We start from the raw sequence: 26,018 nt of genomic DNA on the forward strand, positions 1-26,018 counted from the left end.
CTGGCACCGCGCTCCGGGCGTCACTCGCCCTTGAGGTGCTCCATCAGCCGGGCGAAGTCCTGCCAGCCCGACAGGTCGCCGGGGTCGCCCCGGAACGGGTAGTACAGGCCGTGCCGGGTCGCCGGGCCCAGCGGGACGGGGGCGGCGACCCGGTGGGTACGGCGGGCCCGGTCGCCGGGCATCGCGCGGACCTCGTCGGCGCCCAGCGCGAAACCGACCGGTGCGCCCGGCGGTTCGAAGCGGGGGCGTACGGCCAGGTCACGGGCGGCCTTGCGGAGCTGGGCAAGCATGGTGACCAGGTGGTGGCGGGTGGCCAGGGCCTCGGCAGCGGCGGGCAGGGCCTCCAGCGGGAGGTGTTCTCCGGCGCCGTAGCCGAAGGTGACGGTCACATCCTGTTCGACGCCCGCGGTGGTGCGGTGGACGCGCAGGGTGGCCAGGGCGGGCCGGTCCGGGACGCCGGTCACCGCGAACCAGGTCGGCTCGGGTGCCCGCTCGCGTGCGAGGTCCGTCAACTGCCGCGAGGACCAAGGGGTGTTGGCGGGTTCGGCGGTGCCCCAGCCCGCCGGGGACCGGCCGGTGAGCTCGCGGAAGACCGCTTCCAAAGGGCCGCCGAGGACGAGGCGTTCGTCGGCGGGGTGGATCGTCCGGAAGGAAAGCGTGAGCTGGCGTTCGGCGGTGTCGGAGACCTGTTGGAAGGCGTCCGCCACCGGCGTCGCGTGCTCGTCCTCGCCGGGTACCGGCCGGAACATGCCCTGGTGCCAGTGGAGCACCGCGCCGGTCAGGCCGTCGTAGTAACCGCACTCGTCGTCCTGGACCACCCAGCGCGACGGCGCACGGCTCAGGGAAGGCCGGACCGCGGGGGAGAGAGCGGTGCCCGGCGGGGTGACGATCTGCAGCCCGAGGTCCCCGGCGGCGGCGGCGGTCACGGCGCCGGAGAGCCAGGCGGTCATGGCGATGACCGGGCGGTCCTGGATGACGACGGCCACCTGATCGGTCAGTACGTCGACGGCGGGCTGGGCGTCGGCCGGAGCCAGCGCGGGGCCGGTGGTCCCGGCCGCGGCGGGAGCGACCACGTCGAGGGAGCGGGCTGCCCCCGGAGGCCAGACGCTGCCGCCGTTGAAGGCGGCGATGCGGGAGGCGAAGGTACCGGCGAGGTCCTCCGCCTCCGCGACACCCGTGGTGGCGCGCGCTTCCGTCCACCAGAACGGCACGGGGGGCGCCTCGGCGCCCAGCAGACGTTCGGCCTCGCCCTCGACCTGGATGAGCAGGGGGGCCTCGACGGCCAGCAGGGGCCGGCCCTGCTCGTCGCAGAGCCGGAGGACCGCGCCGTCCCCGGCGGGCCGCACGTGCCGGTCCGGGCCGCCGGAGAGCAGCCCCGCGAGCACGCTCCAGGGGTCGGGCATCTTCGGGGTGAGGGCGACGACGTCCGTGGTCATGTGCGAGGGGGTCCTTGTCGTGCGGGTGCGGGCTTGTGTGCCGGGCGGTTGCTGCGGGCCGGGCGCGGCCCGGTCCTTCGTGCTGGGGCCGGGTCGTCGGTACGTGGCCCCGTGCTCCGTGGTGTGTACGGCCGCCCTACGCGGCCCGGCGCTCCGTACGGCAGCTCAGCCACCCGCCCGTACCGTCTGGATCAGCCGCGGGGACTCCCCGCGCCGCACCAGCACCCCGCGCCCCGCGGGCTGGGGGGACGCGTAGACGCCGGAGAAGAGCTGCCCCTCGCTGCGGTCGCCCGACATCACCAGGGCGGCGGCGCCGCTCTCGCGCAGGGTCTGCACCACCGGTTCGTACAGGCCCCGGGAGGCACCCGCGACCCGGCGGGTGAGGACGAAGTGCAGGCCGATGTCGGCCGCGGAGGGGAGGTAGGGCAGGAAGGCGGCGAGCGGCTGCTGACCGGCCGTGGTGAGGATGTCGTAGTCGTCGACGAGGACGACGATGCGCGGACCCGAACCCCAGTTGCCCGGCTCCGTCTCCTCGCTGCCGGCGGTCTCGTCGGGCATCCGCTTGGCGAGTTCGGTGGCGATGCCGGTGGACAGGGCGGCGCAGAGCTTGGTGTTGTACGCGTAACCGCCCCGGTACTCCTCGGGGATCGCCCCGCGCAACGAGCGCCGCGGGTCCATCACGGCGAACACCAGGTCGTCCTCGCCATACCGCTCGATCAGCCCGTCGGCGACGACGCGCAGCAGATTGGTCTTGCCGCACTCGCTGTCCCCCATGATCAGCAGGTGCTGGTCGCGGCCGAACAGGTCGAGGTGGACGGGGGAGAGGGCGCCCTGGTCCAGGGCGAACGGCACCCGCTTCGGCTCGGCGACAGGCCCCGGCAGCAGATGCGGCTCCAGCAGCTGCGGCAACACCCGTACCGGCCGGGCGACCTCACCCGCCCAGGTGGCCCGCAGGGTGTGGGTGGTGCGCTCCAGGACGCCGCCCAGGCCCGCGGTGTCGGCGGTGGCGTCCGCGCGGGGCAGAGCCGTCTGGGCGAAGAGCTTGGTGTCGGTGAGGATGCGGCCCGGCTCCTCTGGGGAGAGGGTCTCCGCGAGCTTGCGGTCGATGCTGGACTCGGACGGGTCGTTGAGCCGCAGCTCCACACGCGTGCCGAAGGCGGACTGGGTGGCGATCCGTACGTCGTTCCAGCGAAGCATCCCGGCCGCCACGTGGATGCCGTAGCCGCTGCCGCGCTTGAGGAGGTCGGTGACCGCGTCGTCGAGCACCTCGAAGTCGTCGCGCAGCGCGCCGAAGCCGTCGATCAGCAGCACCACGTCGGTGCAGGGCAGCTCCGGGTGGCGGCCGGCCGCGCGCAGGTCGCGCAGCTGCTCCACGGAGTCGATGCCGTGCTCCCGGAAGAGTTCCTCGCGCTCGGCGAGCATGGTGCGGACCTCCTCGACCGTACGGGCGGCCCGCTCGCGGTCGGCGCGGCCCGCGATGCCGCCGACGTGCGGCAGCCCGCTCAGCGCGGTCAGCCCGCCGCCGACCAGGTCCAGGCCGTAGATGCCGACCTCTTGCGGGGTGTGGGTCAGCGCCAGGGACAGGGCGAGGGTGCGCAGCCAGGTCGTCTTGCCGGACTGGGGGCCGCCGATGAGCGCGGCATGGCCGCCCGCGACGGTGAGGTCCACGTACCACGGGCCCTGCCACTGCTTGGCCGGGTCGTCGAGCAGGCCCATCGGGACCCGGAGCGGACCGCGCCGTCGGGCGAGCTGGGTGCCGCGGGCGCCGACCTCCAGGGGGCCGGCGACCCGGTCCAGGGTGATCGCCTCGGGCAGCGGAGGCAGCCAGATGCGCCGTACCGGATCGGCCGCCCCCGTCAACTGGGCCACCATGACGGCCAGTTCGGTGGGCCCGCTCTCCCGGCGGCGTACCGCGGGCTCCTCGGCGGCGGAGCCGGTGTCGGGTTCGCCGAGCGTGTTGTAGGCCTCGTACCCCAGCGCGAGCGGCCCGGTCTCCTCGCTCTCCCGCAGCACCGGACCCCGGTAGGCCCCCGACACGTAACCGGCCTTGAAGCGTTCGTACGCCGAGGTGTCGACCTTGAGGTAGCCGAAGCCGGGCAGCGGCGGCAGATGGAAGGCGTCGGTGGTGTCCAGCACGGTGCGCGACTCCTCGGCGGAGAAGGTGCGCAGCCCGAGCCGGTAGGAGAGGTAGGTGTCGAGCCCTTTGAGCTTGCCGCCCTCGATGCGCTGGCTGGAGAGCAGCAGATGGACGCCGATGGAGCGGCCGATCCGCCCGATGGAGAGGAAGAGGTCGATGAAGTCCGGCTTGGCGGTGAGGAGTTCACCGAACTCGTCGATCACCACGAACAGGTGCGGCAACGGTTCCAGGTCCGGGCGCTCACCCGCGCGCAGCGCCGCGTAGTCACCGATGTCGGCGACGTGCCCCGCGTCCTTGAGGACCTGCTGACGGCGTTTGACCTCACCGGCGAGGGAGGCGTGCACCCGCTCGACGAGACCGACCTGGTTTTCCAGGTTGGTGATCACCCCGGCCACGTGCGGCAGTTCGGCGAACGGGGCGAAGGTGGCACCGCCCTTGTAGTCGATCAGGACCAGCGCCAGGTCCTCGGGCGGATGCGTGGCGGCCAGGGCCAGGACCAGGGTGCGCAGCAGTTCCGACTTGCCGGAGCCGGTGGCGCCGACGCACAGACCGTGCGGGCCCATGCCCAGCTCGGAGGACTCCTTCAGGTCGAGCAGCACCGGCTCGTGGGAGTCGCTGACACCGATCGGCACCCGCAGGAAGGCGCGTTCACCGCGCGGAGCCCACAGCCGGTCCAGGTCCAGGTCGGCCACGTCGTCGACGCCCAGCAGCCCGGCGAAGTCCACCGGACCCGACAGCGGGGCGTCCGCCAGGGACTCCGCGGACAGGCGCAGCGGTGCGAGCATCCGGGCCAGCCCCTCGGCGGCGGGCAGGCTCATCTCGTCGACGGTGCCGTGCGCGAGGACCGGCTCGGGCCCGCGCAGGTCCTCGACGGTCACCCCGTCGCCGTCCACGGTGATCCGTACCGACACCTGGCCCGGTTCCTGCACCCGCTCGGCCAGCAGATGCAGCACGCTCACCCCCATCTCGCGCAGGCCCACCGCTTCGTCCGGACGCGGCAGTTCCACCGCGTCACCGCCGTACCCGTCGCACACCACCAGCAGCCGCGAAGTCATGGCCAGCGCGTCCTTGCCGGACAGACCGCGGCGCACCTCGGCGGCGTAGGACGCACGGCGGCGCAACGCATGGCCGATCAGCCGGGACAGTCGCTGCGGGGAGGACGCGATCCGGCGTGCGGCGACCGGACCGTCGTAACTCTCCGCGTCGAGCACGTGCGGCAGCCACTTCGTCCACTCCCAGTCCGCCATCCGCTCCCCGGGGACGGACAGGGCCAGCGCCACGTCGTCGGGCGCATGACTGACGGCGGTCTGCACCAGCAGGGCGCGCACCACGCGCAGGCAGTCCTCGCGCGGGCCGATCACGCTGATGTTGCCGGCCCGGTCGAGCGGGGCGGTCAGCGGGAGTTCGCTGCCGGAGGAGAAGCGGCCCATCAGCGCCGAGGCCTCGTTCAGCATGAAGCGGTCGGGCGGGGTGAGCACCGAGGAACCCTGCTCGGCCAGGGCGAGGTCCCGCACCGGCATCTCCCCGGTACCCAGGCGGACCTGGAGGAAGTCGCTGTCGACGCGGCGCCGCTCCCACAGCCGGGCAGGATCGCGCACCAGGTCGTAGAGGGCGTCCGGCGGCGGGTGCAGCACCCGGGCCCGCTCCCGCCGCTCGCGCTCCTCGCCCGCCAGCTCCTCGCGCAGATCCTCCAGGTACTCCAGATAGGCCTCGCGCTGAGTGCGCCGGGTGCGCTGCGCCTTGCCCTTCTGCGAGAAGACCAGGGCGACCGAACCGATCACGGTCACCACCAGGATCAGGGCCCCGATCGCCGCGAACTGGCTGTTGCGCAGCACCGTCATCATCACCACGGACGACATCACTCCCGCCACCGGCAGCAGGGAGGTGGCGATGTTGCCCATCTTGCCCTCGGGCAGGTTGGGCGGGGCCTCGATGCTGCGGGCGGGGGTGGCGACGGGCGGACGGGTGGTCCTGGCGGGGCGGTGGATCAGTCGCGTGGTCATCGTGGTCCGGTCCTGGTCGTCGTCATGGGGAGGGCGGTCCGGTCCTGGCCCGGCGTGGCCCCGGCTCAGTGCCGGCGCCTGCTCCGTGCCGGCCCCGGTTCTGCGGCGGCCCCGGCTCAGCGGCGGCTCTGCGAAAGATGGAGGACGTCGGCGGCGATCCGGGCGGCGGCCTCGCGGGTGGAGCGGGCGAGCAGCTCGGTGCGGATGGCCCCGCCGCCCGCCAAGTGCCGGTCGTGGGGCAGGTGTTGCACCCGGACGCCGAGCTGCTCCAGCTCCTCGGTGACCCGGCCGGTGTCGACACCGGCGTACGGCGTGGGCTCGGTGAGCACGACGACCGTGTTCGCCACCACGTGCGGGGGAAGCGTCGCCATCCACCGCAGGACGGAGTGGGTGCTGGCGACGCCTTCGAGGGTGGCGGGCGCGACCACGACCCGCGCCTGGGCGGCGGAGAGCGCGGTACGGGCGACCTCGGCGGGCAGCGTCTCGCAGTCCACCACGGTGACCCCGAAGTAGCGGCGCAGCGAGACCATGACCTTCTCGTACGTCGGGGTGTCCAGCATCGCCCCGACCTGTCCCCGGCTGCCCGGCAGCAACCAGGCGTTGTCCGGCAGTTGCACCAGGTACCCGGTCACGTCCAGCAGTGACATCTGCGGCTGCACGATCCGGGCCAGGTCCCCGGCGGTCCAGCGCAGCGACTCCACCCCCAGCCGCACCGGCAGTGTGCCGAGCGCCGGATCGGCCTCCAGGACCAGCACCGGGTCCTGCCGGTAATGCGCGTACGTCGTCCCCAGCAGCGCCGCGACAGTGGTCTTGCCCGCGCCGCCCCTGATCGACGTCACCACGATCTGCCGCCCGGTGGTCACCGGCTGCTGCAACGCCTCCGCAGTTCGCGCGGCCGATGCCACCTCGGCCGCCGCCGAGGACGCCAGGGTCCGCCGTACCGCCCGCAGCGCCCGCCCGAACACCGGCTCGCCCCGCCGTGGTCTGCGCCCGGCGGCGGCCAGCGCCTTCTCCACGGCGGGGTGGGACTCGGGGGTCGGCGGATGCGGCTGCGGGACGAAACGGGTGGCCTGGTTCTGGGCGTGCGACAGGGGGCTCTGGGCGGGGGTCGCTTGGGGGGAGGGCCCTTGCGCGGCCTGGGGCAAGGGGCTCGGAGCGGCACCTTTCCGGTGCGAGGGGCTTCGGGCGTACGTCGCTGAAGCCGGCAGCGCGTCGACGGCGGGGGACGCGTCTGCGGGGACGGTGTCCGTGGGGGCCGTGCCCGGGTGGGTCGTGCCCGCGCCCGCACGCGGTGCCTGTTCCGGGCCGGGCGGAGAGGTCTCTCCCGTACCCCCGCCTCTCAGGTCGCGCAGCACATCGCCCTGCCAGTTGTTGCCGTTCGGCATGTCCGTCCTTCTCCCCGCCGCCGCTGGTGTCCTGCCATCGTTGTGACCTCGCCCGGTGCCCGCTTCGGACGAGGACGACGTCAAAACCTGTCCAGCAGTTGCCCGTAGATCCCGAAGACGCCGACGGCCAGCGGGAAGAGTGCCACCACGCCGATCGACTCCACCAGGTCGGCGCCCCTGCGCAGCCGTACCCGCACATGCTCCGGCGGCTGCACCGTCAGCACGAGCAGCGGCAGCACCGCGCCCGCGCACAGCACCAGCAGCGGCCCCGCCCCCTGCGTGTGCCGCATCCAGAGCATCACCAGCCGCACGGCCAGCACCCCGGCGGCGACGAACAGCACCACGACCTCGGCGACCAGTGGGAAGGCCCGAGCCCTGGAGAGCAGGACCAGAGTGGTGCACACCGCGAGCAGCACCGTCCAGTACGTGGGCCTCGCGGCGAGGGTGAGCAGCCAGCCGGCTCCGGCGGCCGAACCCGCGAGCACCACGGTCGCCAGCGCCAGGCCGCGATGGGTGGTGGCCAGCGCGCCGGCCACCTGATGGCGGCTGACCGAACTGCCCGCCGAACGCCGGTCGTCCAGACCCGTCAGTCCCGACGCCATCAGCGCCAGCCGCGGCAGCATCCCGAGCAGCACCACGGACACCACGGCCATGACCGCGCCGAGCTTCGCCGGGTCCCCCTGCACCGCCGCGACGGCCTGCCAGAGACCGGTCAGGACCGCGGCCGCCCCGGCCCCGACGAGACCGCCCCGCCCCAGCGGGGAGAACATCCCGAGCAGCAGCAGCGCGACCACCACCGCGACAGCGGCCGGCGCGAGCCTGGCCGTCCCTTCCCAGGCGTACGCGTCCGCCGCCGTCCAGGCCGCCAGCACGCCGAGCACGCCGGACGTGACGAGCAGCGCCGTCACCAGCCCCTTGCCGCCCTTGCCCGTCCTGCCGGCCACGGCACCCACCACGGCGAACAGCGCCGCCGCGCCGACCAGCACCCGGGCCACCGGCTCCGGAGCGAACTCACCCCTCGCGAGCAGCGCCGCGATCACCGCGAAGACGACCGTGGCCACCCCCGCGGTGAACCGCCGTGCCGCCGGCCGCCAGCGCCAGGCCCGCAGATCCAGATCGTCGGCGACCTCGTCGGTGACGTCGTGCACGATCGGCGCCGGGGGCGCGGCATGCGCACGGACGAGGCGCAGCACGGCGCCGTCCGCGATCCGCGCCGAGGCCAGGGTGCTGTCCGGGGGCAGCACCCCGCCGTCGGCGGTGACCAGCTGCCGGGTCATCGGCCGGGAAGCCGCCCGGTCGTCGAGCAGTTGCAGGATGTCGGGCAGCAACTGGCCGACCGGGGTGTCCGAGGGCAGGACGGTGTCCGCCCGCCGCCGCTCACCCACCAGGGTCACCCGGCTCAGCTGCGCGCGGGAGGTCATTGCCGTGTTCGTCACCTGAACTGCTGCTCCTGCCGCTGCTGTTGCTTCTGCTGCTCGGCCTTCTGCTGGGCGAGGGTGTGCTGGATGAAGGACCAGCCGATGCAGCCCGCGCACAGCACGGCCGCGATGGCGATCCCGGCGAACACCTTGCCGAGCCGCTCGTCCGCATTGCGCCGGGCCCGTTGCGCACCGAAGAGCAGGGCGTCCCGCAACCGGCGTCGGCGTACCGAAACGGACTCCAGCAGCTGACTGTCGTAATCCCTGGCCATGCAGCCGCCCCGCCCCGTTGCAGAATCCCTTCACTTCGCCTCTGCAACATAAATCATGTGTGAGCACGCCGTACAACGCGGGTGCGGCGAGCTCAGGCAACACCCCGCACGGTCTGCACATTTCGGGCCACCGGGGTGCTCACGTGCCGCTCCCGGCCGGGTACGCTCTCGTGGCGCGCATCACCAACTTCCGTTCTGCAAGGGATCGCATAGGGTGGCGACGGCATGCGAGCGTGATCATCGCTCATGTGACATGAGTGATGCGTGTGCCATGCGTGACAGGTGAGGGGGCGTCGAGGGCCCCGCAGTGATCCGCACGATCGACGAGTGCACGGGGGAGTTTTCCGATGAAGTTCGACATGGGATCCACGGTCCTCACGGGGCTGACGAAGAACTCGCAGGCGGCGAGTATGGATCTCGGCACGCTGATCCAGCAGCTGATCGCCGCAGCGGAGCCGCTGGAAGGCAGGTTCAACGGCGCGGGCAAGGTCGCCTTCGACCGGTTCAAAGCCAACTCGGACGAGATCACAGTGGCGCTGAACAGCTCGCTCTCCTCGATCCTGGGCGGCCAGTCCGGTATGGACAGCGCCTTCACCTCGGGGCAGGGCGAGACCGCGGACAACGCGAGCTCCACCATGGCCGCCGCCAACTTCGACGCCGCCCGCTTCGGCGGCCGCTGACCCACGGGGAGAGAACGCAACATGGCCGCCAACACGGACCGCAACAGCTACGACACCTCCGCCTCCTCGGACGCGCAGCTCAACATCCAGGCCGTCATCGGCCGCCTCGAACAGGTCATCAGCGACCGCGACCGGCAGGTCAAGGCGGCGATGTCGGACTTCCAGGCCGACGGCGTCTCGGACGAGTACCACGGCAAGGAACTCCGCTGGAACCGCGCCTCGAACGAGGTCCGCTCCATCATCCGGCTGCTGAAGTCGACGCTGGAGAAGAACGACGGCACCGCCCAGCAGACCCTGTCCCGGGCGAAGGCGGCCGTCGACAACATCGGCTGAGGAGCGACGGGGCGGCCACGGGCGCGGTTCCCGCCCTCACCACGGTGACAGCTGCGGCTGCACGGTGGGGGGGCTCCTCGGGGTGCCGGGGCTTCGGGTTGCCGCGCTCCGCTGTGCCGGGTGTGCCGTACTCCGTAACGCCAGGGCACGCAGAAACGTATCGGCAGACGGGGCGGCGGCGGGTTGCCGTTGCCACAGGGGGTTGTGGGGCAATGACGGCGTGGGACATCGCGTCCTCGGACGTACGGAGGGTGTTGGAAAACACCCGTAGGACCGCTTTGACGATGGGCACGACCGGCGCGGCTCTCGGCAAGACGGTCGAAGGGGCCGGCGAGGCCGCCGGCACCGTCAAGGAAGGCGCCGTCCCGGGGGAGAACACCCCGGGCCTGGTCACTTCGGCCCTCAACGAGTACATGGAGAAACGTCAGAAGGACTTCTTCTTCCTGGCGCTGCGCTCCCATGCCTCGATCGTCGGCGCGCGGCAGGCCACCGAGGCGTACGACAACGGGCAATTGCAGATGGCCGCGACAGAGCAGGGCAAGGCGTTCGACGACCCGGACGTACAAGCCGCTCTGGAAAAGGCCAGGAAGCAGGCCCGCCAGTGAGCGATACCACTCCCGTCCCCGCGGCCGGTGTCCCACAGTTCACCGGGAATCTCGCCACCCTGGAACGGCACATCACCGCGCTGCGCAAGGACGGCGCGAAACTCGCCACGCAGGGCAAGAGCACACATACGACCTTCCAGGGGCTGTCCGCCTACTACAAGGCCCCTGAAGCGGACCGGCTGTTCGCCACGACCACACCGGTCTCCACCACGGCCCACGACATCGGCGCCGACATGGGCACCATCGCCGACGCCCTCGAAACCTACGCCACCGAGGTACGCCCGCTGGCCAAGCGTCTGGCGGAGCTCAAGGCGGATGCCCAGACCTTCGCCAACGCGGCCGCGGCCGACGACACCTGGCGCGAGGACGGCGACAAGGTCGAGGAGAACAACGAGCGGCGCGACGAGATCTCCCGCACCCTCGAAGCGTTCTGGACCGCCGAGATCGAGTGCCACTCCAAGATCGTCAAACTGGTCAACGGCAAGACGTACTCCCTCAACGACGGTTCCAAGAGCGACCACCTCTACGGCTACCGGGCCGACGACCTCAAGGGGGCCAAGGGGCTGCCCTGGGGCGACCCGGTCGTGGAGTCCGTCCGCTGGTACCAGGCCTACGAACACGTCGCCGACTTCGGCACGGGCGTCGTCGTCGACGGCGTCTGGGGCACCATCACGGGCCTGGGCACCCTGGTCGGCGTGAACGGCTGGGACGCCGCGGGTGAAGCCTGGACCGGTCTGGCCAAACTGGCCACCGGGGTCGCCGTGATGGCGGTACCGGGCGCATCTCTGGCGCTGTCCCTGCACGGCGGCGAGGAGGGCCGCCGCTGGGTGAAGGACTCACAGACCGCCCTGAAGGAGACCGGAAAGGCTCTGGTCGCCTGGGACCAGTGGGGCTCGAACCCCGGCCGTGCTGCGGGCCTGGTCACGTTCAACGTCGTCACCACCGTCTTCACCGGCGGTGTCGGTGCGGGGGTCAGCGGCGCCGGCAAGGCGGGCGCGGTCGCGAAGGCCCTCTCCGTCGCCGGCAAGGCGGGCCGCGTCATCGACCCCACGACGTACGTTTTCAAGGCCGGTGCCTACACCGGGATCAAGATCGGCGACCTCTTCGGGAGCCTGAAGAATGCGAAGCAGGTCGACGTCGGTCTGCCGCCCGGCACCATCGAACTTCCCGAGGGCACCCTCCGCAACGCGGACGGCACGGTAACGCTCCCCGCCGACGCCGCACCCCCCAAGGGGGCCGTCGCACAACCCAACGGCACCTACACCCTCACCGACGACGCGGTCCCGGCCGGCTCCCTCAGGAACCCGGACGGCTCCGGCACCTACCTGACGCCCGGGGGCGACGTCATCAACGGCAAGGGCGAGGTCCTCGCCCGCGTCGAGGACGCTCCGGGCGACGTGGTCAATACTCCGGCGACGCGCGCTGAGACCCCCAACACCCCGTCCCGCGCCGAGGCCCCCAGCACCCCGTCCCGCGCCGAGACCCCCGCACCAAAACGCGTCCTGGTCTCGGTCGGCGCGGACACCCCGCGCGCCGCCCACGGCGGCACCGGCCAACTCGGCGACGTGGCGGGTGTGGGCGACAACACGCCGCGCAACAGCGTGGGCACAGTGGGAGGGGGCCGGGCCGGTGGCAGCCTTCCGGACGACTCGATCGACGTCGGGGGCCGAGGCGGTAGTCATGACCTGCCCGGCCGCGCTGGTGCGGCCTCGGGCGGAGGGGGTGACGACTTCGTACGTGGCGGGGAAGGAGGCGTCGACTCGGTTGGCCCTGCTGACGATCTACCGGGGCGTACCGCAGATGAAGGTGCCCACGCCGACGGCGGTCGTCCTGCTCCTGGCCAGGAGGGCGGCCAACCGCTCGATCCGGCACGCGAGATCATGCGTCGTCAAGTTGACCTTGCGAACAGCAATCCTGAGTGGTTCAAGGAGCACTACAGGTCCAACGGCTATCGGCGCTTTGCGTCGCGCGAGGTCTTCGGCCAGCGACTGCCTACCCTCGTTCGTGATCTTTTGGACAGCAGCAAATGGATGTCAAAGAGCGACCTCCCGCCCGCAGTTGGTGCCAGTTATGTAGCTCCTGAACCCCACAAGGGGTACGCCGCCAACCTCGGCGGTGACGCTCTCGACGAGCTCAACAAGCAGGCGGCCGTCCGTCACCAGGCGATAGCTGAGGACCGGCTGGCCGAAGCCAGGATGGACAGGGCTGAGGCAGACTACGCCGTGAACCCGACGGAGGAGCTGGCGGCCGCGCGCGATGCCGCCGAGGCGGATCACTCTCCGATTCACGGGAACAGCAGGAAGCAGAGTGAAGTATTCGGCGAGATGGTGACGGAGCATCACGCCATCCCCGAGCACTTCCCTGGATACACTCGTGTCGATGACGGGGCATTTGGGAACAATCGATTCGACCAGGTTTATGTCGACCAGAACGGCAATTTCGTAGTTGCCGAGGCCAAGGGGTCCACTGGAGCGTCCCTCGGTGATCGTATAGGGCACAGCGGAAAGCGTGTGGAGCAGGGAACAAGGGAGTACTTCGAGACCATTCTCGATGAGATGAAGAAGCGTGCCAACAAGAAACGCGACGTTGTCGAGTTGAAACTCCAGGCGGATCTGCGTCAAGCGCTCGATGCCGACCCGCCCAAGGTGCGCTATGTATTGGTCAAGGCGGACTCGACCAAGGCCGGCTCGTATGCTGGTTACCAAATGAAGGAGTTCAATATCAAGAAGAAAAGGGAGTAATAGATGGCTGTCCGTGTAACCCGGGACGAATCATCGGACGGAGACGCGACTGACTTTCTGCGGTTGGTTGACGAGATGGCAGTCGAGGAGATCGCGCGGTTGTCGCGGTCCCCTGAGATGTTCGGAATGGCCCTCAGTAGCATGCTGAGCCGCGCTGCGGCGCACTGTCTCAACGATGCCGCTGCGGACCGTTCGGTAACCTGGGAAGCGTGGACGGCGGCCATGCAGGTGGGTTCCGCCCTGTTCGAGGCAGCCACGACGTCCGAGGGTCAGGTGGAATGTCTGATCGCGCACGAGGTGCGCAGAATTCCGGCCGTCGCGCCCAGTCACTTCACCGACGCCGGGAACTGGCTCACGGCACTCTGGCTGGCCGTGATCTGCCGCGAGCAGGGGCGCGTCGCAGAGTTGGCTCGCGTCCCGGTCGACCTGCTGCGTGAGTCCGGAGCGGTGTACGACGAGTACATCTACTCCTGGGTGGGCGCGCTGCAGAGTTACTTCACTGAGGGGCCCGAGCTGGGGGAAAGGCTTGTTGCTGCGTTCCGTGGGACGAGCCCGGAAGAAATTCGGGTTGCGCCTCGTGAGTTGTTGCTCAAGGTGTTGTATCCGCCGCTGAACTTGTTCCTGCGGTTCATTCAGCGCGACCAGGAGCAATTCAACGCTGCCCTTGTCGAGGGACTCCAGTTGCACAAGGAGTACTGGACCGGGAGCGAGGAGCGCCGGGAGAGCACTGATGGTGCTGTTCCACTTGGCCTCCTCGCCATCGCGTGCCTGGCATACGACGTGGGCATGCGCGTCGAGGTGGACTCCGAATATCTTCCCAAGCACCTGTTGGAACGCAGTTGGCTGGGCGAGTTCCCCACCTGAGGGAAAGTGTGACGGTTACCGCCGGCCGCCCATCGCCCACCCAGGTTCCGGCGGGGCGTGTCCCCGCCGGGCCCCGTGCCGTCAATCCTCCGCCGCTCCCGTCGTCCGTACGATCGTGAACACCGCGCCCTCCGGGTCCGCCACGAGGGCCTGGCGTCCGTTCACGCCGTCGCGCGGGGCCTTGAGGACGTGGCCGCCGAGATCGGTGACCAGGCGGGCCGCCTGGTCGGTGTCCTCGACCTCGAAGTACGTCATCCAGTGTGCTCCCCGGTCGAGCGGCAGTGCGTTGCCCACCCCGTGGAGCGAGGCCACCGGCCGCCGGCCGATGAGCAGGGTGGTGAAGTCGAAGTCCGCGGAGATCACCGGCTCCGCGTCGTATCCGAAAACCGACTGGTAGAACTTCACGATGCTGGACGTCTCGCGGGTCACCAGTTCGTACCAGGCGGGCGTTCCGGGCACTCCCACCACGGTCGTCCCCAGGTGGGCCGCGGCCTCCCAGAGTCCGAACACCGCGCCCGACGGGTCGGCTGCGATGACGAGCCGCCCGGCCTCGCCCGCGCGCAGCGGGCCGACCGCGACGGTGCCGCCGCTGCTGGTGACGTGCTGCGCGGTCAGCCCCGCGTCCTCGGTGGCCAGATAGGGGGTCCAGGCGGTGGGAAGATGCCGTCCGGGTGGCAACTGCCCTATTCCGGCCACGTCTTTGCCGTCGAGCAGGGCCCGGACGTACGGTCCGAGTTGCTCGGGGCCCGGTCGGAACTCCCAGCCGAACAGGGCCCCGTAGAACTCCTGGGTGGCAGGCAGCTGATGCACCATCAGACTCACCCAGCAAGGGGTGCCGGGTGTGTGCCGGGCGACAGCCTCGGTCATCATCTCTTCTCCTCGGACCATTCGTGGTGGCCGTGCGGGATCGCGGGGCGCGCACACCGTTGTGCGGTACGGATCCGTGCCCCGTCCAGATGCTTGCACCGTACGGTGCCAGGTGCGCCCCGGCCGCGCCGCGCGTCCCGTTGCGACCTCGTTACGGGACGGCCTGCCTGCGGTACGGGAAAGTCCGCTTCGGCGGGGAAACAGGCGTATCCGATCAACTCCGGTCAGTAGTGGTCGGTCTGCGCGCGGACGACCGCCCGGCTCCGTGACGGGCCGGGCGGCGGCTGCGCGAGGATGGCAGTCATGAACCCCATCATCTCCGCAGCCGATCTCGCGAGCGAGTCGGCCGGTCCGCGGCCGCCCGTCCTCCTGGACGTCCGCTGGCAGCTCGGCGGGCCGAATCTGCGCCCCGAGTATGAGGCCGGGCACCTGCCGGGCGCCGTCTTCGTCGACCTCGACACCGAACTGGCCGCGCCGCCCACCCCCGGCGGCGGCAGGCACCCGCTGCCCGATCCGGAGGTCTTCGGCGCGGTGATGCGCCGGGCCGGAGTGTCCTTGGGCAGCCCCGTCGTCGTGTACGACGGCGGGCTCGGCTGGGCGGCGGCGCGCGCCTGGTGGCTGCTGCGCTGGACCGGGCACCAGGACGTACGGGTGCTGGACGGCGGGCTGGCGGCCTGGCAGGGCGAGCTGACCACGGACGTGCCCACCCCCGCCGAGGGCGATTTCCGGCCGACTCCGGGCGGCGCGGGACTGCTGGACGCGGACGCCGCCGCCGCACTTGCCCATAAGGGCCTCCTGCTCGACGCGCGCGCCGCCGAACGGTACCGGGGTGACGCCGAACCCATCGACCGCGTCGGTGGCCACATCCCGGGCGCGCTCTCCGCGCCGACCAGTGAGAACGTAGCGGCCGACGGCCGTTTCCGCCCCGCCGCCGAGCTGACGGAGCGCTTCACCGCGCTGGGAGCCGCGGACGCCCCGGCCGTCGGGGTGTACTGCGGCTCCGGGGTCTCGGGAGCTCACCAGGTGCTGGCGCTGGAACTCGCCGGCATCCCGGCGGCGCTGTACGCGGGGTCGTGGTCGCAGTGGTCCTCGGACGAGTCCCGCCCGGTGGCCACGGGGCCGGACCCGCAGTAGCCGCGCACGTCGACGAGGGCTCGTGCACAGTTCGTGTACGAGCCCTCGTCGACGTGCGTAGGGGGCCTCGCCCCCGGGCCGTAGAAGCGTCTGCTCGCGCTTCCGGGGCGCCGGGGCCGCGTGGCCCCCGTTTTCGTCTACTCCTGCTTCTTGCGGCGCGTACCGAAGACGATCTCGTCCCAGCTCGGCACCGCGGCGCGACGGCCCGGACGGACCCCGTCCGCCTCCGCCTGCCGGTCCGTGGTTCCCACCAGCCGGTCCCGGTGACCGGCGACGGCGCGTGGCATCAGCACGTCCGCGTACGCGGCTCCCGCCCCCGCGGACGCGGCCGGTGCTTCTTCCGGCACGGCTTCCGGTTCGTCCAGCTCGATGGGGGACGGCGGCTCGGGAGGCGCGGGCGGGGCGGGGCGCTCCGGCACCACCAGGTCGCCACGGAAACTCGGCACCGCCTCCAGCAGGCTGGTCAGCGAGTCCCGTTCGCTCGCGGCCTCGTCCGCCTCCCGGACCGGCGGTGCGGGACGCTCCAGCTGCCGGTCCAAGGCGCGGTCCAGCGGCCGTTCCAGTGAACGGTCGAGGGCGCGGTCCAGCGGCCGGTCGCGCGGCAGGCGCGCGATCCGGGGAACGAAGGGGAAGCTCGGTTCGGGCGCGGCGGGGATGTCGTCGCTCTCACCGATCAGTGAGCGTGCCTCGTCGTCCACGGCCGCGACCAGCCTGCGCGGCGGGTCGTACGTCCAGCTCGCCGAGTGCGGTTCGCCCGCGACCCGGTAGACGAGGAGGACCTCCCAGGTGCCGTCGTCGCGACGCCAGGAGTCCCACAGGACGGTCTCCTTGTCGGCGCCGCGCAGCAGCAGCCGCTCCTGCACGGCCTCGCCGAGCTGGGGTCCGGCGTTCTCGCCGGGGCGGCGGACCGGAGTCTTCCGGGCGCGTTCGGCCATGAACGCGCGCTCGGCGAGCACGGGGCCCTCGAAGCGGCGCACCCGGTCGACCGGGATTCCGGCCATCTGGGCGACCTCTTCGGCCGAGGCTCCTGCTCGTATCCGCGCCTGGATGTCCCGAGGCCGGAGGTGGCTCTCCACCTCGATCTCGATCTGGCCGAGGCGGGCGCGGTCGTTGCGGACGGCGGCACGCAGTCGCTCGTCGATCGGAAGCGTGTACTCCGTGCTGTCCGCAGCCTTCAAAACCAGCCGTGTGCCGTCGTTGCTGACGGCCACGACACGCAGTTCGGGCATGGGGACCTCCCGGGTGGTGCCTGCCGACGTCACGTGCGTCGCTGCTTCCGCTAGTCGAGTGTGGCCTGCCCGGGTGCAGCCTGCCACTACCTTGCCGTGTTGCCCGGCGTGTCGGGCGTTGCGCCCTGGTTCGCCGTTATGGCACGGTGACCTGTTGTCGACGCAAAGTAACCAATGGTCACCCTGTGTAGCAGGTACCCGTTCGATGCCATGGCGCCGCCGGTGCGAGTGCCCTTCGGCCCCCTCCCCGATGGTCCGGACACCCATGGGGGAGACCGGATCCAGGGCTCGCCACAGTACTCCATTCGGGCCACATGGGTGGACCGGCGCGCCCTGGAAGTTCTCCCCGGGAACGGCAGTTGCCGGCTCCCGCGGGGTCAACCCCATGAGCCCCCTTCTGCCCTGCCGAGGGCGACATGACGCGGGTGCGTGTCCTGATTCACAGAAAGATCAGAAGCGGAACTAACCACTTCGCCCGAAAGTCCTTAGTTGTTGCAAGGTGGAACGGATGCGCAAACAAGGGCTGGAGATGAACAAGAAGCTGGATACCGACGCAGAACCGACGAAACGCCGCATTGATCTGAGCGTGGCGCAGGTTGCCGGCAGTGCGGTGGCCGCCGTGGTCGCGGCCGTACTGGCATCCCAACTCGGCGTGTACGGAACGGTCATCGGCGCCGGTGTCGTCAGCGTGGTCGCCACCAGTGGCGGAACGATTTTCCAGCATGTCTTCAAACGCACCGGCGAGCAGCTGCGCGAGGTCACGGTGCACGCGAAGCCGAAGGGCCGCCCGGCGCACGGCGACGACGCCACGCGCGTGCTGCGCACGGTCGAGGTGCCGACAGGCCTGGGGGAGGGGCAGCTGCCCGGCGACGGAGAGTTCACCGACCCCACCGTGCACGGCTCGCGCAAGCGTGGCTGGAAGCGGTCGGTGATCGCGGCGGCGGTGGTGTTCGCGGTGGCGATGGGCGGGATCACGACGTACGAACTGGTCTCGCACGAGACGCTCGGCGGAGCGCAGGGCACTTCGGTCGGCGGCGCCCTCCGGGGCGGGAGCGGGAAGAAGGCCCCGCCCGCCGAGCAACCCCCCGCCACCACGGGCCCCGGCCACGGGACCTCCGGCACCGGAGGGACCCCGGACCCGGGCACGGGCAAGCAGAGCCCCGATGCGGGTACGGCGACCGGCGGGCAGACTCCCGACCCGGGCGCCACCACCACCCCGGACCCCGGCGGAAGCGACGAATCCGCCACGGACGGCGGCGGCACCCGGCCGCCCGCACCGCCCGCGACGCAGACACCGGAAGGCGGCGACCGCTCCGACTCCGCAGGCACGGACGGCGGCGGCACGGACGGCGGGAGCACGGACGGCAGGGGTGGCCAGGACGGCGACCGACCGCTCCCTGACGCACCGCCCGCCCCCGGCCCCACCAGCGCCCCGTGACGGATCGCGGGACCCCGTAACGCCCCGCCGAACGGCAACTGTCCGCGGTGCGCGTCAGTCCCCCAGCACGCGCCGCAGGTAGTCGTTGCCGAACAGGCGGTCCGGGTCGAGGCGGTCGCGTACCGCGGTGAACTCCGCGAAGCGGGGGTACGCGGCCGCCAGGTACTCGGCGTCGCGGGTGTGCATCTTGCCCCAGTGCGGCCGGCCGCCGTGCGCGGTCATGATCCGCTCGACGGCGGAGAAGTAGCCGCGGTACGGAGCGCCCTTGTACATGTGGACCGCGAGGTACGACGTCTCCCGGCCGGACGCGGTCGACAGCGGGATGTCGTCGGCGGGCGCGGTGCGCACCTCCACCGGAAAGCTGATCTTCAGCGGCGACCGCTCGATCATCGCCCGTACCTCGCGCAGCGCCGCGACGGTGGCCTCGCGGGGGATCGCGTACTCCATCTCCACGAAGCGCACCCGGCGCGGGCTCGTGTAGACCTTGTACGGGATGTCGGTGTAGGTGCGCGCGGACAGGGCGCGGCTGGAGACCTTCGCGATCGCGGGGACGGTGCGCGGGACGGCCCGGCCCAGCGAACAGACAAGCTGGAAGAGGCCGTTGGACATGAACTCGTCCTCGATCCAGCCCGCGACCCTCCCGGGCGGGGCGGCGGGGCCCAGGCTGCGGTTGTTCCGCTTGGTGTTGCAGTTGCCGGTGTGCGGGAACCAGTAGAACTCGAAGTGCTCGTTCTCGGCCACGAGGGCGCCGAACTCGTCGGTGACCCGGTCGAAGCCCATCGGCTCCTCGCGGGCGGTCAGGAAGAAGACCGGTTCCACGGCGAAGGTGAGCGCGGTGATGACGCCGAGCGCGCCGAGGCCGACCCGGGCGGCCGCGAAGACGTCCTGGTTCTCCTTCGGGGAGCAGGTCAGGATCCGGCCGTCGGCGGTGATCAGCTCAAGTGCCACGATCTGGGCGGCCAGTGAGGCCGAGGTGCGGCCGGTGCCGTGGGTGCCGGTGCTGGTGGCGCCCGCGACCGTCTGCTCCATGATGTCGCCCATGTTGGTGAGCGACAGGCCCTCACGAGCCAGCGCCACATTCAGGCGCTTGAGCGGAGTGCCCGCTTCCACGGTGACGGTGCCCGCCTCGCGGTCGATGTCCCGGATGCCGGTGAGGAGGTCGGGGCGGACGTGCACGCCGTCCGTGGCGGCGACGGCGGTGAAGGAGTGGCCCGTGCCCACCGGCTTGACTCTCAGCCCGTCGGCCGCGGCCCTCCGTACGGTCTCCGCGAGTTCCTCGACGGACGAGGGGGTCACCGCGCGCGCCGGGCGGGCGGTGACGGTGCCCGCCCAGTTATGCCACGCGCTGCTCGTCTTCGTGGTGTCGCTCATCGGCGCCGTGCCCTCCCCGAGTCGGTGCCGGCCTGCCCAGCCGGCGGTACCCCAGGAACGCCGTCGCGGCCGCGACGGCCCCCGACACGACGGGCACCACGTACGCCGCTTCGGCCCCCGTCCCGTCGACCGCCCAGCCCGCGGCGGAGGAACCGATCGAGATCCCGACGGCGAGACCGGTGCTGGTCCAGGTCATGCCCTCGGTGAGCCTGGTGCGGGGTACGTGCTGTTCGACGAGGGCCATCGTGGTCACCATCGTCGGTGCGACGGCCAGGCCCGCGACAAAGAGCGCCACGGCCAGGAACGGCAGGTTCCCGGCCAGTTGGAGGGGGATCATACTCACGGCCATCGCACACACCCCCAGCAGCCACCGCTTCGTGACCGAGCCCGTGAGGTGCAGCAGCCCGAACACCGCCCCCGCCAGGCATGATCCGAGCGCGTACGCCGCCAGGACCAGACTCGCCATCGCCTTGTGGCCCTGCTCCTCCGCGAACGCCACGGTGACCACGTCGACGGATCCGAAGACCGCGCCGGTGGCGACGAAGGTGGCCACCAGCACCTGCAGGCCCCGGGACTTCAGCGCCGAGCCGCCCCCACCGCCCGGGTCGCGCGGATGCGGAACGGGCTCCGTGGCGCGCTGAGCGGTCAGCCAGAAGACGCCGACCAGCAGGAAGACGCCCGCGACCAGGGGGCCCGCCTCCGGGAACCAGGCGGTGGACAGGCCGATCGAGACGATGGGGCCGAAGATGAAACAGATCTCGTCAACGATCGACTCCCAGGAGTACGCCGTGTGCAGCTCGCGCGGCGAGCCCCGGTGGAGCGCCGCCCAGCGCGCCCGGACCATCGACCCGACGCTGGGCACCGTGCCCGCGCCCGCGGCGAACACGAACAGCGTCCAGTCGGGCGCGCCCTGCTGGGCGCAGACCAGGAGTCCGGCGACCGCGACGACGGCGATCAGCGTCGCCGGGCGCAGCACCCGGCTCTGCCCGTGCCGGTCGACCAGCCGGGAGATCTGCGGACCGAAGACGGCGGCCGACATCGCGAGGGTCGCCGCGAGTGCTCCCGCGAGCCCGTAACGGCCGGTGAGCTGGGAAATCATGGTGACGATGCCGATGCCCATCATGGACAGGGGCATCCGGCCGAGCAGGCCGGCCGCCGAGAAACTCTTCGTTCCGGGTGCGGTGAAAAGGGTGCGGTAGGGACTGGGCAAGGAAGGGCTCCGCCGATCGGGCGCGCGCTGGGGACCGGCGTCACACCACAGGTAAATGGTCCGTACAGGTTACGTACCGGAACCGTGGAGCGGCACGAGGATTTCCGGCGCGCGCGGACGCGGTACGTGCCGGACGCGGCGTTGTCGGAGGCGGGTGGCAGGATCGGTACATGCCTGATCAGCTCGATGCGGTCATCGACACCGCCGCGCCCGACGCCGCTCCGTACGACGCCCTGCTGCTGCTCTCCTTCGGCGGGCCGGAGGGTCCCGACGACGTGGTCCCGTTCCTTCAGAACGTGACGCGTGGCCGGGGCATCCCGGAGGAACGCCTCAAGGAGGTGGGGCAGCACTACTTCCTCTTCGACGGCATCAGCCCGATCAACGAGCAGAACCGTCACCTCTTGGACGCCCTCCGCAAGGACTTCGCCGCACACGGGCTGGACTCTCTGCCGGTCTACTGGGGCAACCGCAACTGGGCCCCCTACCTGACCGACACGCTGCGCGAGATCACCCGCGACGGCCACCGCCGCATCGCCGTCCTGGCGACCAGCGCGTACGCCTCGTACTCCGGCTGCCGCCAGTACCGCGAGAACCTCGCAGAGTCAATCGCCCTCCTCAAGGAGGAGGGCCTCACTCCGCCGCGCGTGGACAAGCTGCGGCACTACTTCAACCACCCCGGTTTCGTCGGCCCCATGGTGGACGGCGTCCTGAAGTCCCTGGCGGAGCTGCCGGACGAGGTGCGTGCGGGCGCCCATCTCGCCTTCACCACGCACTCCATCCCGACCGCCGCCGCCGACACCTCCGGCCCGGTCGAGGCGCACGGGGAGGGAGGGGCGTACGTCGCCCAGCACCTGGACGTCGCCCGGCTGATCGCCGACGCCGTGCGGGAGGCGACGGGCGTCGCCGACCGTCCCTGGCAGCTCGTATACCAGTCGCGCTCCGGCGCCCCGCACATCCCGTGGCTGGAACCCGACATCTGCGACCACCTGGAGGCCCTGCACGGCGAGGGCGCCCCCGCCGTCGTCATGGTCCCCATCGGCTTCGTCTCCGACCACATGGAGGTCCTCTACGACCTCGACACGGAGGCCTCCGCCAAGGCGGCCGAACTGGGCCTGCCCGTCGCCCGGTCCGCGACCGTCGGCGCGGACCCGCGCTTCGCCGCGGCCGTGCGGGAACTGCTCGTGGAACGCGCCGCGTCCGAGCGCGGCCGCACGGTACGGCCCTGCGCCCTCGGTGCGCTCGGCCCCAGCCACGACCTGTGTCCGGTCGGCTGCTGCCCGGCGCGGGCCCCGAAGCCCGCCGCGGGGGCCGACAGCCCGTACGCCTGACCGCTGCCCTCCGGTACGGACGACCCGTACGCCCCTTTCGTCCGCACACCTCCGTACGCCTGGGAGAACCATGACCGACCCTCTCCGGACCGAACTGCTCGCCGTCGCCCTGGAAGCCGCCCGCCGGGCCGGTGAGCTGCTGCGCGACGGCCGCCCCGACGACCTCGCGGTGGCCGCCACCAAGTCCAGCTCCGTCGACGTCGTCACCGAGATGGATCTCGCCGCCGAGAAGCTGATCACCGGTTTCCTCGCCGCGAAGCGCCCGGCCGACGGCGTGCTCGGCGAGGAGGGCGCGTCCACCGAGGGCAGCAGCGGCGTCCGCTGGGTCGTCGACCCGCTCGACGGCACCGTCAACTACCTGTACGGGCTGCCCACCTGGGCCGTCTCCATCGCCGCCGAGTACCGGGGGGAGACCCTCGTCGGCGTGGTGGAGGCCCCGATGCGCCGCGAGACCTACCGCGCCGTGCGGGGCGGCGGGGCGTACTGCGACGGCCCCTCGGGGGCCTGCCGCACCCTGGCGGCCCGCCCAGCTCCGTCGCTGGAGCGGGCCCTCATCGGCACCGGCTTCGGTTACCTGACCGAGCGGCGCAGGCGGCAGGCCGACATCGCGGCACGGCTCATCCCCGGCTTCCGCGACATCCGGCGCGGCGGCTCCGCGGCGATCGACCTGTGCGACGTCGCCGCCGGACGGCTGGACGGCTACTACGAGCGGGGCCTCAACCCGTGGGACTACGCGGCCGGGGACCTGATCGCCCGCGAGGCCGGCGCGCTGACCGGCGGCCGACCCGGCGAACGGGCCTCCGGCGAACTCACCGTCGCCGCCCCTCCGGGCGTCTTCGAGCCGCTCCAGGGGCTCCTGGACGAGCTGGGCGCCTGGCACGACTGAGGCGCCGGGCGCTTCGGGGAACGGCGGGCGCCGCGTCCGAGGGGTCCGCGGCACGGCGGAGGGCCCGGTTCCGCAGTGCGGAACCGGGCCCTCTCGTGTCTGGTGACGGGCCGGGTCAGGCGGCGGCGGCCGCAGTGTCGATCCGTACGCCGTGCTCGGCGGCGATCCGGTGCAGGTCGTTGAGCTCTTCCTGCTCGACGTCCACGAGGAAGTCGTCGCCCGCCTCACGCGCCCGGGTCAGGTCCGACTGGGCATCCTTTATGCGGCTCAGGAGACTGGTGGTGAAAGCGTCCATGTGCGCCCCCTCGTCATGGGTCGGTGGCACGGGGGTGTGCCGGGGGTGGTCCGATCACGCATACATCCCCTGTGCACGCACTCCCTCTGGGGGACAGAGCGGGCGGTGGCGTGCCACATACAGGGCGTGATCGCGGGTGTTCTGTCGTCCTCCCCGCGCCGCCCCCGGGGGAAACCTCAACTTCCCGGCGAATCATGGAAGTCGCGCGGACGCCGCCCGTCCGCAGAACCGCCCCCAGAGCCCTCACAGGCCGCCTTACAGCCGGTTTACTGCTGAAACGGGCAGGATGGAGGCCCACGAACACTCCGCCCCCCACGGGCACCACAGGAAGGAACCGACGTGCGCGTACTCGTCGTCGAGGACGAGCAGCTGCTCGCCGATGCGGTGGCCACCGGACTGCGCCGGGAGGCCATGGCCGTCGACGTCGTGTACGACGGCGCCGCCGCCCTGGAACGCATCGGTGTCAACGACTACGACGTGGTCGTCCTCGACCGGGACCTCCCGCTCGTGCACGGCGACGACGTCTGCCGCAAGATCGTCGAGCTGGGCATGCCCACCCGCGTCCTGATGCTCACCGCCTCCGGCGACGTCAGCGACCGCGTGGAGGGCCTGGAGATCGGGGCGGACGACTACCTGCCCAAGCCCTTCGCCTTCACCGAGCTGACGGCCCGCGTGCGCGCCCTGGGGCGCCGTACGACGGTCGCCCTGCCTCCCGTACTGGAGCGCTCCGGCATCAAGCTCGACCCCAACCGGCGCGAGGTGTTCCGGGACGGCCGGGAGATCCAGCTGGCCCCCAAGGAGTTCGCGGTCCTCGAAGTGCTGATGCGCAGCGAGGGCGCCGTGGTCTCCGCCGAGCAGCTCCTGGAGAAGGCGTGGGACGAGAACACCGACCCCTTCACCAACGTCGTACGGGTCACCGTGATGACCCTGCGCCGCAAGCTGGGCGAGCCTCCGGTGATCGTCACGGTGCCCGGCTCCGGCTACCGGATCTGAGGCCGAGGTGACGAGCACGCCCGCCCCACCGGAGACCCCGCCCAAGCCCACCTGGGACCCCCGCCAGACCGAGGTCGCCTTCCCGTGGATCCGCTCCACGATCCGGATACGCCTCACGCTGCTGTACGGCGGCATGTTCCTGATCGCGGGCATCCTGCTGCTGTCGATCATCTATCTGCTGACCGCGCAGGCGCTCCGCGACGGTACCCAGCAGCCGGACTTCCAGGTGATCGGCTCGGCTGGCAGCCAGGTCCAGTTGGCCAGTGAAGCCTGTCCCGACCTGGTGAACGCACGCGATAACAACGAGCTGAACGCGGTCCTGCGGGACTGTCTCGGCAGCACCCGCCAGCACGCCCTCAACGACCTGCTCAACCGGTCCCTGCTGGCGCTGGTCGGCCTCAGCGTCATCGCGTTCGCCTTCGGGTACGCGATGGCGGGACGCGTCCTGTCGCCACTCGGCAAGATCACCCGGACCGCCCGGCGGGTGGCCGGCACCGATCTGTCCCGGCGGATCGAGATGGACGGCCCGGACGACGAGCTGAAGGAACTCGCCGACACCTTCGACGACATGCTGGACCGGCTGGAGCGCGCCTTCACCGCCCAGCAGCGCTTCGTCGCCAACGCCTCCCACGAGCTCCGTACGCCGCTGGCCATCAACCGGACCCTGCTGGAGGTCCACCTCTCCGACCCCGGCGCGCCGGTGGAGCTCCAGCAGCTCGGCAAGACGCTGCTGGCCACCAACGAGCGCAGCGAACAGCTGGTGGAGGGGCTGCTGCTGCTCGCCCGCAGCGACAACCAGATCGTCGAGCGCAAGCCGGTGGACCTGGCCGAGGTCGCCACCCGCGCCCTCGACCAGGCCCGCGGCGAGGCGCAGGACAAGGGGGTGGAGCTGCGCGGGGAGCAGAAGCCGGCAGTGGTCCAGGGCAACGGCGTCCTGCTGGAGCGGATCGCGCTGAACCTCGTTCAGAACGCGGTGCGCTACAACGTGGCGGAGACTGGGTGGGTCGAGGTGACGACGGACGTCCAGCACGGACAAGCCGTGCTGGTGGTGTCGAACACGGGTCCAGTGGTTCCCGCGTACGAGATCGACAACCTCTTCGAGCCGTTCCGGCGGCTGCGTACGGAGCGGACGGGCAGCGACAAGGGCGTCGGCCTGGGGCTGTCCATCGCGCGCAGCGTCACGAGGGCCCACGGAGGCCGTATCATCGCGGAGCCTCGCGAGGGCGGTGGCCTCGTCATGCGTGTCACGCTTCCGGTGTGACAGGCGGCCGGGGCCCGGATCGAGCAGATCCGAGCCGCCGATGCGTTCGCTTTAAGCGGAATCCCCGGGACGGAAACCCGGTGACTCCGTGTGTGATCGATCACAGGTCGCACTTTCCGGCCACCTACTCTC

Annotated in this window: 21 protein-coding genes; 11 read left to right on the forward strand and 10 right to left on the reverse strand. The window is 71.5% G+C overall.

The genetic code is table 11. The features are described from left to right. Nucleotides 1-20: 20 nt before the first annotated feature. From HNQ79_RS03565 to HNQ79_RS03585, 5 genes are all read right to left on the reverse strand, one after another. Complete coding sequence (locus HNQ79_RS03565) at nt 21-1,436, reverse strand: DUF6177 family protein (RefSeq protein WP_185026777.1); 1,416 nt, start codon at nt 1,434-1,436, stop codon at nt 21-23. Between the two features lie 165 nt (nt 1,437-1,601). Beyond that, a complete protein-coding gene (gene eccCb / locus HNQ79_RS03570; RefSeq protein ID WP_185026779.1) occupies nt 1,602-5,576 on the reverse strand; it encodes a type VII secretion protein EccCb in 3,975 nt (1,324 codons plus the stop codon). A 116-nt stretch (nt 5,577-5,692) separates the two neighbouring features. Further along, a complete protein-coding gene (locus HNQ79_RS03575) occupies nt 5,693-6,961 on the reverse strand; it encodes a MinD/ParA family ATP-binding protein (RefSeq protein ID WP_185026781.1) in 1,269 nt (422 codons plus the stop codon). 80 nt (nt 6,962-7,041) lie between these two features. After that, on the reverse strand, nt 7,042-8,382 hold the full coding sequence (eccD, locus tag HNQ79_RS03580) for a type VII secretion integral membrane protein EccD (RefSeq protein WP_185027593.1): 1,341 nt from the start codon (nt 8,380-8,382) through the stop codon (nt 7,042-7,044). Nucleotides 8,383-8,393: 11 nt separating this feature from the next. Continuing rightward, nucleotides 8,394-8,651: a hypothetical protein gene (locus HNQ79_RS03585; protein ID WP_185026783.1), complete on the reverse strand. Its 258-nt coding sequence runs from the start codon at nt 8,649-8,651 to the stop codon at nt 8,394-8,396. A 347-nt stretch (nt 8,652-8,998) separates the two neighbouring features. Here HNQ79_RS03585 and HNQ79_RS03590 point away from each other — a divergent pair, with 347 nt between their 5' ends. The 5 genes from HNQ79_RS03590 (at nt 8,999) to HNQ79_RS03610 (ending at nt 13,874) form a co-directional block, all read left to right on the forward strand. Continuing rightward, nucleotides 8,999-9,331, forward strand: a complete 333-nt coding sequence (locus HNQ79_RS03590) for a hypothetical protein (RefSeq protein WP_185026785.1) — start codon at nt 8,999-9,001, stop codon at nt 9,329-9,331. Nucleotides 9,332-9,352: 21 nt separating this feature from the next. Next, nucleotides 9,353-9,664, forward strand: coding sequence for a pore-forming ESAT-6 family protein (locus HNQ79_RS03595; protein ID WP_185026788.1), 312 nt, complete (start codon nt 9,353-9,355; stop codon nt 9,662-9,664). A gap of 212 nt (nt 9,665-9,876) precedes the next feature. Beyond that, nucleotides 9,877-10,269, forward strand: a complete 393-nt coding sequence (locus tag HNQ79_RS03600; protein WP_221507319.1) for a DUF6507 family protein — start codon at nt 9,877-9,879, stop codon at nt 10,267-10,269. Then, the gene (locus HNQ79_RS03605) at nt 10,266-13,010 is read left to right on the forward strand and encodes a hypothetical protein (protein WP_185026792.1); all 2,745 of its coding nucleotides are present in this window, start codon (nt 10,266-10,268) and stop codon (nt 13,008-13,010) included. Before HNQ79_RS03600 ends, HNQ79_RS03605 begins: the two co-directional genes overlap by 4 nt. A gap of 3 nt (nt 13,011-13,013) precedes the next feature. Continuing rightward, complete coding sequence (locus HNQ79_RS03610) at nt 13,014-13,874, forward strand: immunity 49 family protein (RefSeq protein WP_185026794.1); 861 nt, start codon at nt 13,014-13,016, stop codon at nt 13,872-13,874. 81 nt (nt 13,875-13,955) lie between these two features. Here HNQ79_RS03610 and HNQ79_RS03615 read toward each other — a convergent pair whose 3' ends face one another. Further along, nucleotides 13,956-14,741: a VOC family protein gene (locus tag HNQ79_RS03615; RefSeq protein ID WP_185027595.1), complete on the reverse strand. Its 786-nt coding sequence runs from the start codon at nt 14,739-14,741 to the stop codon at nt 13,956-13,958. Nucleotides 14,742-15,044: 303 nt separating this feature from the next. Here HNQ79_RS03615 and HNQ79_RS03620 point away from each other — a divergent pair, with 303 nt between their 5' ends. Continuing rightward, nucleotides 15,045-15,875, forward strand: a complete 831-nt coding sequence (locus tag HNQ79_RS03620) for a sulfurtransferase (RefSeq protein WP_185026796.1) — start codon at nt 15,045-15,047, stop codon at nt 15,873-15,875. Nucleotides 15,876-16,012: 137 nt separating this feature from the next. On the opposite strand, the gene sepH is transcribed toward HNQ79_RS03620, so the two are convergent. Continuing rightward, the gene (sepH, locus tag HNQ79_RS03625; protein WP_185026798.1) at nt 16,013-17,104 is read right to left on the reverse strand and encodes a septation protein SepH; all 1,092 of its coding nucleotides are present in this window, start codon (nt 17,102-17,104) and stop codon (nt 16,013-16,015) included. A 529-nt stretch (nt 17,105-17,633) separates the two neighbouring features. On the opposite strand from sepH, the gene HNQ79_RS03630 reads away from it, so the two are divergent. Further along, nucleotides 17,634-18,542: a hypothetical protein gene (locus tag HNQ79_RS03630; RefSeq protein WP_185027597.1), complete on the forward strand. Its 909-nt coding sequence runs from the start codon at nt 17,634-17,636 to the stop codon at nt 18,540-18,542. A 54-nt stretch (nt 18,543-18,596) separates the two neighbouring features. Here HNQ79_RS03630 and HNQ79_RS03635 read toward each other — a convergent pair whose 3' ends face one another. Both HNQ79_RS03635 and HNQ79_RS03640 read right to left on the reverse strand, forming a co-directional pair. After that, nucleotides 18,597-19,913, reverse strand: coding sequence for a D-arabinono-1,4-lactone oxidase (locus HNQ79_RS03635; RefSeq protein ID WP_185026800.1), 1,317 nt, complete (start codon nt 19,911-19,913; stop codon nt 18,597-18,599). After that, a complete protein-coding gene (locus HNQ79_RS03640) occupies nt 19,876-21,123 on the reverse strand; it encodes an MFS transporter (protein ID WP_185026802.1) in 1,248 nt (415 codons plus the stop codon). Before HNQ79_RS03640 ends, HNQ79_RS03635 begins: the two co-directional genes overlap by 38 nt. 170 nt (nt 21,124-21,293) lie before the next feature. Here HNQ79_RS03640 and HNQ79_RS03645 point away from each other — a divergent pair, with 170 nt between their 5' ends. Both HNQ79_RS03645 and HNQ79_RS03650 read left to right on the forward strand, forming a co-directional pair. Further along, a complete protein-coding gene (locus HNQ79_RS03645) occupies nt 21,294-22,451 on the forward strand; it encodes a ferrochelatase (protein WP_185026804.1) in 1,158 nt (385 codons plus the stop codon). A gap of 70 nt (nt 22,452-22,521) precedes the next feature. Continuing rightward, on the forward strand, nt 22,522-23,337 hold the full coding sequence (locus HNQ79_RS03650; protein ID WP_185026806.1) for an inositol monophosphatase family protein: 816 nt from the start codon (nt 22,522-22,524) through the stop codon (nt 23,335-23,337). A gap of 115 nt (nt 23,338-23,452) precedes the next feature. Here the strand turns inward: HNQ79_RS03650 and HNQ79_RS03655 are convergent, their stop codons facing one another. Further along, nucleotides 23,453-23,632 (reverse strand): hypothetical protein, encoded by a 180-nt coding sequence (locus tag HNQ79_RS03655; protein ID WP_185026808.1) that lies wholly within the window; start codon nt 23,630-23,632, stop codon nt 23,453-23,455. A gap of 339 nt (nt 23,633-23,971) precedes the next feature. On the opposite strand from HNQ79_RS03655, the gene HNQ79_RS03660 reads away from it, so the two are divergent. Together HNQ79_RS03660 and HNQ79_RS03665 are read left to right on the forward strand one after the other, a co-directional pair. Beyond that, entirely contained in the window at nt 23,972-24,625 is a 654-nt protein-coding gene (locus HNQ79_RS03660) for a response regulator transcription factor (protein WP_185026810.1), read from the forward strand. Between the two features lie 7 nt (nt 24,626-24,632). After that, nucleotides 24,633-25,886: a sensor histidine kinase gene (locus HNQ79_RS03665; RefSeq protein ID WP_185026812.1), complete on the forward strand. Its 1,254-nt coding sequence runs from the start codon at nt 24,633-24,635 to the stop codon at nt 25,884-25,886. The last annotated feature ends 132 nt before the right edge of the window (nt 25,887-26,018 follow it).

Source organism: Streptomyces candidus (assembly GCF_014207445.1).
GTDB classification, from domain to species: domain Bacteria; phylum Actinomycetota; class Actinomycetes; order Streptomycetales; family Streptomycetaceae; genus Streptomyces; species Streptomyces candidus.